A 7,524-nucleotide genomic window follows, 5' to 3' on the forward strand; every position below is an offset into this window, starting at 1 on the left:
TGGAAGCTGGAAGCTGGAAGCTGGAAGCTGGAAGCTGGAAGCTGGAAGCTGGAACGCAGCATAGCCTCGGCATGTTATGAAACAACCCCGCTGGCAGGCCCAGTGGGGTTGTATTTCGTCAAGCTTCCCGCCGCGAAGCGGCGCTCTTCCCACTTATCCCACTTACATCTCCCGGCGAAGCCGGGGACTTCCAGCTTCAAGCTTACGGCTTATAGCGCCGGACGCAGTCCGGTTCAGGCCATGGCCGGCGCAGAGTAGGAGATCGGTGCTTTCTCGGACTCGCCCTCGAAGGTGACGAGCTCCCAAGCATCCGGCTGAGCCAGCAGGGCACGGCACAGCTGGTTGTTCAGGGCATGGCCGGACTTCACACCGCGGAATTCGCCGATCAGGCTATGGCCGAGCTGGTAGAGGTCGCCGATGGCATCGAGCACCTTGTGCTTGACGAACTCGTCGTCATAGCGCAGTCCGCCCTCATTCACGATGCGATAGTCGTCAACCACGATGGCGTTGTCGAGGCTGCCGCCCAACGCCAGGTTGTTCGCGCGCAGATATTCCAGGTCACGCATGAAGCCGAAGGTACGGGCCCGCGACACCTCCTTGACGAAGGAGGTGGTGGAGAAGTCCACTACGGCTGTCTGCGACTGATCCTCGAAGACCGGATGGTCGAAATCGATGGAAAAGGAGACCTTGAAGCCCTGATGAGGCAGGAAAATCGCTTCCTTGTCGTCCTCACGCACCACGATCTCACGCGTGATACGAATGAACTTCTTGGGGGCGGCTTGCTCGGCGATGCCCGCCGACTGGATCAGAAATACGAAGGGTCCCGCGCTGCCATCCATGATCGGTACTTCGGGCGCACTTACATCGATGTAGGCGTTGTCGATGCCCAGCCCGGCGAAGGCCGACATCAGGTGCTCGACGGTGGCGACCTTGGCCCCGCCCGCAGAGAGCGCGGTGCACAGGGTGGTATCGGTGACATGCTCGGCGCGCGCCGGGATCTGCACCTCAGGCTCCAGGTCGGTGCGCACGAAGACCACGCCGGTATCCACCGGTGCCGGCCGAAGGGTCAGGTAGACCTTCTTGCCGGAGTGCAGGCCGACGCCGGTGGCGCGGATGACATTTTTCAGTGTACGTTGTCTGATCATGGTCGGTCGCCAGGCAGTCAGTAATTATCAAACACCGTTCACTATAGCACCGAACGGATGTTTCAACAAAGAAAGCTCACCCGGCACCTCCTCTTTCCGTGATAGCACGGATCAATCGGCCTGCCGCCGCAGGAAGGCCGGAATGTCCAGGTAGTCATCGAGCTCTTGGGACTTGCGCTTTTCCGGCTGCGGCCGTGAGGCCTCCTGGGCTTCGGTCCTGGACGCCGCGGCCTGGCCGCGACTGGCCGCCGCCTGCGGACGTTGGCGGTAGCTGCCGGCCTCGACACGACGGCCGGTCTCGCGAGAGGCGGGCTTCTGCGCCTTGTTGCCTTCGAGCCCCGCAGCGACCACGGTGACACGCAGCTCGTCGGTCATGTCCATATCGATGGAGGTGCCAACCACGATGGTAGCGTCCTGGGAGGCGAACTCCTGGACGGTGGCACCCACATCATTGAACTCGCCGATGGAAAGATCCGGGCCGGCGGTGATGTTGACCAGGATGCCGCGGGCACCGTGGAGATCGATGTCTTCGAGCAGCGGGCTACGGATGGCCTTCTCGGCAGCTTCGCGGGCGCGGTTCTCGCCGGTGGCCCCGCCGGTGCCCATCATCGCCATGCCCATTTCGGACATCACGGTACGTACGTCGGCGAAATCAACGTTGATGATACCGGGACTGGTGATCAGCTCGGCGATCCCCTGCACGGCCCCCAGCAGCACGTCGTTGGCCGCACTGAAGGCCGTGAGCAGGGTCGCGCTCTTGCCCAGCACCGAGAGCAGCTTCTCGTTGGGGATGGTGATAAGGGAGTCGACATGCTCGGAGAGCTCCTTCATGCCCTCCTCGGCGGCACGCATGCGCTTGGGGCCCTCGAAGGGGAAGGGGCGCGTCACCACCGCCACGGTAAGGATGCCCAGCTCCTTGGCCACCTGAGCAACGACGGGAGCCCCGCCAGTCCCGGTACCGCCACCCATGCCGGCGGTGATGAAGACCATATCGGCACCCCCGAGCAGTTCCGCGATACGCTCGCGGTCCTCCATTGCGGCCTGGCGCCCGACATCGGGGCTGGCACCGGCCCCGAGGCCCTTGGTGATCTCGCTGCCGAGCTGGAGCACGGTCTTGGCGGCGACCCGCTTGAGCGCCTGAGCATCGGTATTGGCGCAGATGAACTCGACGCCCTCGATGTTGCTCTCGACCATGTGGTTGACGGCATTGCCGCCACCGCCCCCGACACCGATAACCTTGATGACCGCACTGCTTGAGGGTGCACTGTCTACCAGTTCGAACATAAGTCCCGTCTCCTGGACCGCGACCGCGGCCCTGTCAGAAATTTCCTTTGAACCAGCCCTTGATCCTTGCCAGCGCCGGAATCCTTTCCCCCGCGTCACGCCGGGTAATGTCGTCACGCTTCGGTTGCGCCGGGATAATGCCTCCAGGCCCCTGGCGGCCATGCCCTTGACGGGTTTCCAGTAGAGCGTAATGCAGCAGACCGACACCCGTCGAATAAATCGGATTGCGAACCACATCGGCCAGCCCGCGCACGTTCTGCGGGCAAGCGATACGCACCGGCATATGGAATATCTCCTCGGCCAGCTCGACCACCCCTTCCATGCGTGAGGTGCCGCCGGTGAGTACCACGCCGGCGGCCACGAGGTCCTCGTAGCCACTGCGCCGCAACTCGTCGCGCACCAGGGTGAAGAGCTCCTCGTAACGCGGCTCCACCACCTCGGCCAGTGACTGGCGCGAGAGGTCCCGGGCCGGCCGGTCGCCCACGCTGGGCACCTTGATCATCTCGTCGCTGGAAGCCAGCTGGGTCAGGGCGCAGGCGTACTTGACCTTGATCTCCTCGGCATGCTGCGTGGGGGTGCGCAATGCCATGGCGATGTCATTGGTGACCTGGTCGCCGGCAATGGGAATCACCGAGGTATGGCGGATGGCGCCCTCGGTGAACACCGCGATGTCAGTGGTGCCCCCGCCGATGTCAACCATACAGACCCCGAGCTCACGCTCATCCTCGGTGAGGACCGCATGGCTCGAGGCCAGCTGCTCGAGGATGATCGAGTCCACCTCGAGTCCACAGCGACGCACGCACTTCTCGATGTTCTGCACGGCATTAAGGGCGGCGGTGACCAGATGAACGCGCGCCTCGAGGCGCACACCGGACATGCCCAACGGCTCCCGGATACCGCCCTGAGTATCGATGGAAAATTCCTGGGGAAGGACATGCAGCACACGCTGGCCTTCCGAGATGGCCCGAGCCCGGGCTGAGTCGATGACGCGGTCGATATCCGATGAGGCGACCTCGCGCTCCTTGATGGCCACCACACCATCCGAATTCATCGAACTGATGTGGCTGCCGGCGATACCCACATAGACCGAATGGATGTCACAGCCGGCCATCAGCTCGGCTTCTTCCACGGCACGCTGGATGGACTGCACCGTGGACTCGATGTTGATCACCACGCCTTTCTTCATGCCACGCGACGGATGTGAGCCGATACCGGCGATTTCGATCCCGCCATCGTCGGTAGGCTGCCCCACGATCGCCACGACCTTGGATGTTCCGATATCCAGCCCGACTACCATATTGGACGCATTGGATGGACCTGCCATGAGTCGGGAAGTCTCCTCGAACCTGACCCCGAAGGGGAAGATTAATCCTGAAAAGTAGGCCTAGGCCAATTATAGGAACAATTTCAGTTGTTCCACCAGCCCGATTGCCGAAACACCCGTCACGATACGGCGAATTTGTCACGAAAGAAACACCTTAAATGCCGCCTGGGCAAGCGAGTTGTGCAATGAAGGCTTCAGCTGTCCGACGGTGACTCGTCCTCCACCGGCTCGGTTTCTCCGTGCCAAGCCACGGCGACCCCATTGGGATATCGCAGGTCGACATAGCGGATATGCGACGCCAGAGGACCCAGCTCACGCTGCCAGGCGGCGGCCAGGCGTCCCAGGCGGGCGGGACGATCATTGCGACCGAGCATCACCCAGACGCCGCTGTCGAGCTGGAAGCGCCAGGCCCCGCGGGGCTCCAGCCGCAGCTGGCGCACCTCGATCCCTTGGGCGGCAAACTTTGCGGCGAGCCGGGCATGGTAGTCCAGCACCTCGGCCCCGCTGCCGGGCGGACCGGCCAGGTCCGGCAAGTCGGCGGGAGGCGCCACCGTGGCGAAGGCGAAGGGATCACCCTGCGGGTTGAGCAGACGTTCGTCATTCCAGCGCGCCACCGGCACCTGCTCGACCAGGTCGAACGTCAGCGCATCGGGCCACTCGCGGCTGACACGCACTTCGGCCAACCAGCCGATCTCCCGCGCCCTCTGGCGCAGCGCGGGCAGGTCGACGGAGAGCCAGGTCTGTCCCTGAATCAGTGGCGCCAGCCGGCTGCGCAGAAAGTCGGCACTGACGTGCTGAAACTCGCCTCCCACCGAGACACGCTCGATGGGCCGGTCGAGCCAGACCCACAGCGCTCGCCCCCCGGCTCCCAGCAGCAGAGCCAGCAGGAGAACACCGACGAAGCTTCCCCGTGCCGCCATGGGCTAGTGCCTCTCCCCGGCCGTGGCGAGGATGCGCAGCACCAGGGCATCGAAATCGATGCCGGCATGGGCTGCCGACTGGGGCACCAGGCTATGGTCGGTCATCCCCGGCACAGTATTGACCTCAATCAACCAGAAACACCCCTCGCCGTCGCGCATCACGTCGACTCGCCCCCACCCCTCGGCGCCGATGGCCTCGAAGGCCGCCCGGCAGAGTGCAGCGAGCTCGGCCTCCTCGTCGCCGGACAGGCCGCACGGCAGGTGATAGCGCGTCTCGTTGGAGAAATACTTGGCCTCGTAGTCGTAAAAGCCACTGGGCACCTCGACGCGAATCGCCGGCAGGACATCGTCCGCCAGCAGCGACACCGTATACTCCTCGCCCTTGACAAAGCGCTCGGCCATCACCCGCGCATCGAAGCGGGCGGCATCACGGTAGGCCGCCTCCAGCGCATCGCGGCTGTCGACGATACTGATGCCCAGTGTCGAGCCCTCGTGGACCGGCTTGACGATCAGCGGCAGGCCGAGGCGCCCGACCACTGCCGACCAGTCGGCCTCGGGACCGAGCATCACGCTCTCCGGGGTCGACAGGCCCAGTGCCTGCCAGATCAGCTTGGTGCGCTGCTTGTCCATGCCCAGCGCCGAGGCCAGTACCCCGCTACCGGTGTAGGGAATGCCCAGCAGTTCCAGCGCCCCCTGCAAGGTGCCATCCTCGCCACCCCGGCCGTGCAAAGCAATGAAGACCCGGTCGGGAGCCAGGGCTTCCAGCCCCACCAGCCCGCCCTCGGCGGGATCATAGCCGATGGCCTCCACCCCCGAGCGCGTCAGGGCCGCGAGCACGGCGGCACCGCTCTTCAACGACACCTCACGCTCGGCGGAGTCCCCGCCGTAGAGCACCACCACCCGGCCGACATCGTGGGTCATAGTGTCACCTCGTCGAGCACCAGGGCGGCATCGGCCAGGTGCTGGGCGATGCCGCCCACGTCACCGGCCCCTTGGGTGATCAGGATATCGCCCGGGCGCAGTACCCGGGCGAGCAGCTCAGGCAGCTCGCTCTTGTCCTGGACGAATATCGGATCCACCGCCCCGCGCTGGCGGATCGAGCCTGCCAAGGTGCGCCCGTCAGCCCCGGGAATCGGCGCTTCCCCGGCGCTGTAGACATCGAGCAGCAGCAGGGTATCGACCCCGGCCAGCACCCGCACGAAGTCCTCGTAGAGATCCCGGGTGCGCGAAAAGCGGTGCGGCTGGTAGACCATCACCAGGCGCCGCTCGGGCCAGCCGGCTCGCACGGCGTCGATCACCACCGCCACCTCGCGGGGATGGTGGCCATAGTCGTCCACCAGCATCACCTCGCCCCCGCCCTGGGGGGCCGGGAAGTGGCCATGCACCTGAAAACGCCGCCCCACCCCCTCGAAGCTCGCCAAGCCCCTCAGGATGGCGGCGTCGTCGACGCCCGCGTCGCTGGCCACGGCAATCGCCGCCAGGGCGTTGAGCGCATTGTGGCGCCCCGGCATCGCCAGGCGCACGTCGAGCGGGGCCAGCCCCTCGGAACGCACCGCGGTGAAGTGCACCTCGCCGGCCTGCTGGATGAAGCCCTCGATGCGGTAGTCGGCATCCTCGCTGAAGCCATAGGTAACGAACTGGCGACTGACGCGGTCGAGCAGGCCACGCACGTGGGCATCATCAATGCACAGAATCGCCAGGCCATAGAACGGCAGATTGTGCAGAAACTCGATGAAGGTGCCCTTGAGCCGTTCGAAGTCGCCGCCATAGGTCGCCATGTGATCGGCATCGATGTTGGTGACAATGGCCACCATGGGCTGCAAGTGCAGGAAGGAGGCATCCGACTCGTCGGCCTCCGCCACCAGATAGTCGCCCTCCCCCAGCCGAGCATTGGTGCCAGCACTAGTCAGCCGCCCGCCGATCACGAAGGTGGGATCCAGCCCACCCTCGCCCAGCAGGGTCGCGGTGAGGCTGGTGGTGGTGGTCTTGCCGTGGGTGCCGGCCACAGCGATGCCAAGGCGGAAGCGCATCAGTTCGGCGAGCATCTCGGCACGGCGCACCACCGGAACACGATGCTCGTGGGCCCAGCGGATCTCGGGGTTGGTCTCATCCACCGCCGTGGAAACCACCACCACATCGGCATCCGCAGCATGCTCGGCGGCATGGCCAATGGCCACGCAGATGCCGCACTGGCGTAGGCGGGCCACCACCGGGGAGGCCTTCATGTCACTGCCGCTGACCGCATAGCCCTGGTTGGCCAGCACCTCGGCGATGCCGCACATGCCGGCACCTCCGATACCGACGAAATGGATGCGCCGGATTCGACGCATGCCCAGCCCCCGTCCGGGGTGCGGGGGGATGGCCTGACCGGGAACCGGTCCGAGGGTCTCATCGCTCAAAGCCTGTCTCCATGCAACCGGCCACCAGGCGCTCGACGGCATCGAGATGGGCACAGCCACGCGCCCTGTCCGCCATGGTGGCAAGAGTGTCGGGGTCCAGCAGTGACGCCAGGCACTCGGCCAGCGTCACCGCATTCATCTCCTGCTGGGGCATCAGCCGCGCTGCCTGCTCATCGACCATGGCCCGGGCGTTGGCCGTCTGGTGGTCATCCACTGCGTGGGGAAAGGGCACGAAAAGCGCCGGCTTGGCCGCGGCGGCAAGCTCCGCCACGGTCAGGGCACCGGCGCGACACACCACCAGGTCGGCCCAGCCGTAGGCGCCCGCCATGTCGTCGATAAACGCCGTGACGTCGGCCTCGACGCCCTGCTCGCGGTAGGCCTCGCGGGTCACCGTATCCTTGTCGCGGCCTGCCTGGTGGCACACCTCGGGGCGTTGCCCCTCGGGCAGCCGG

7 protein-coding genes are annotated in these 7,524 nt (G+C 65.4%); all 7 read right to left on the reverse strand.

Annotated elements, in window-relative coordinates; translation table 11 throughout:
* Positions 1–233 precede the first annotated feature (233 nt).
* Positions 234–1,145 carry a UDP-3-O-acyl-N-acetylglucosamine deacetylase gene (gene lpxC, locus RI841_RS12610; RefSeq protein ID WP_310705957.1) on the reverse strand — a complete coding sequence of 304 codons (912 nt, stop codon included), beginning with the start codon at positions 1,143–1,145 and terminating at the stop codon, positions 234–236.
* Between the two features lie 111 nt (positions 1,146–1,256).
* The gene (gene ftsZ, locus RI841_RS12615; RefSeq protein WP_310705958.1) at positions 1,257–2,429 is read right to left on the reverse strand and encodes a cell division protein FtsZ; all 1,173 of its coding nucleotides are present in this window, start codon (positions 2,427–2,429) and stop codon (positions 1,257–1,259) included.
* 34 nt (positions 2,430–2,463) lie between these two features.
* Positions 2,464–3,753: a cell division protein FtsA gene (gene ftsA, locus RI841_RS12620; RefSeq protein WP_310705959.1), complete on the reverse strand. Its 1,290-nt coding sequence runs from the start codon at positions 3,751–3,753 to the stop codon at positions 2,464–2,466.
* Positions 3,754–3,947: 194 nt separating this feature from the next.
* Positions 3,948–4,673 (reverse strand): cell division protein FtsQ/DivIB, encoded by a 726-nt coding sequence (locus tag RI841_RS12625; protein ID WP_310705961.1) that lies wholly within the window; start codon positions 4,671–4,673, stop codon positions 3,948–3,950.
* A 3-nt stretch (positions 4,674–4,676) separates the two neighbouring features.
* On the reverse strand, positions 4,677–5,594 hold the full coding sequence (locus RI841_RS12630; RefSeq protein WP_310705962.1) for a D-alanine--D-alanine ligase: 918 nt from the start codon (positions 5,592–5,594) through the stop codon (positions 4,677–4,679).
* The gene (gene murC / locus RI841_RS12635; RefSeq protein ID WP_310705964.1) at positions 5,591–7,003 is read right to left on the reverse strand and encodes a UDP-N-acetylmuramate--L-alanine ligase; all 1,413 of its coding nucleotides are present in this window, start codon (positions 7,001–7,003) and stop codon (positions 5,591–5,593) included. Before murC ends, RI841_RS12630 begins: the two co-directional genes overlap by 4 nt.
* Positions 7,004–7,061: 58 nt before the next feature.
* A partial coding sequence (locus tag RI841_RS12640; RefSeq protein WP_310705963.1) for a glycosyltransferase occupies positions 7,062–7,524 on the reverse strand: 463 nt, incomplete at its 5' end.

It is taken from the genome of Halomonas sp. (genome assembly GCF_031581305.1).
Taxonomy (GTDB): domain Bacteria; phylum Pseudomonadota; class Gammaproteobacteria; order Pseudomonadales; family Halomonadaceae; genus Halomonas.

Bases quoted from the DNA above. Each gene is read 5' to 3' on its own strand.
- lpxC (WP_310705957.1), bottom strand. From the start codon at position 1,145: ATGATCAGACAACGTACACTGAAAAATGTCATCCGCGCCACCGGCGTC.
- ftsZ (WP_310705958.1), bottom strand. From the start codon at position 2,429: ATGTTCGAACTGGTAGACAGTGCACCCTCAAGCAGTGCGGTCATCAAG.
- ftsA (WP_310705959.1), bottom strand. From the start codon at position 3,753: ATGGCAGGTCCATCCAATGCGTCCAATATGGTAGTCGGGCTGGATATC.
- RI841_RS12625 (WP_310705961.1), bottom strand. From the start codon at position 4,673: ATGGCGGCACGGGGAAGCTTCGTCGGTGTTCTCCTGCTGGCTCTGCTG.
- RI841_RS12630 (WP_310705962.1), bottom strand. From the start codon at position 5,594: ATGACCCACGATGTCGGCCGGGTGGTGGTGCTCTACGGCGGGGACTCC.
- murC (WP_310705964.1), bottom strand. From the start codon at position 7,003: ATGCGTCGAATCCGGCGCATCCATTTCGTCGGTATCGGAGGTGCCGGC.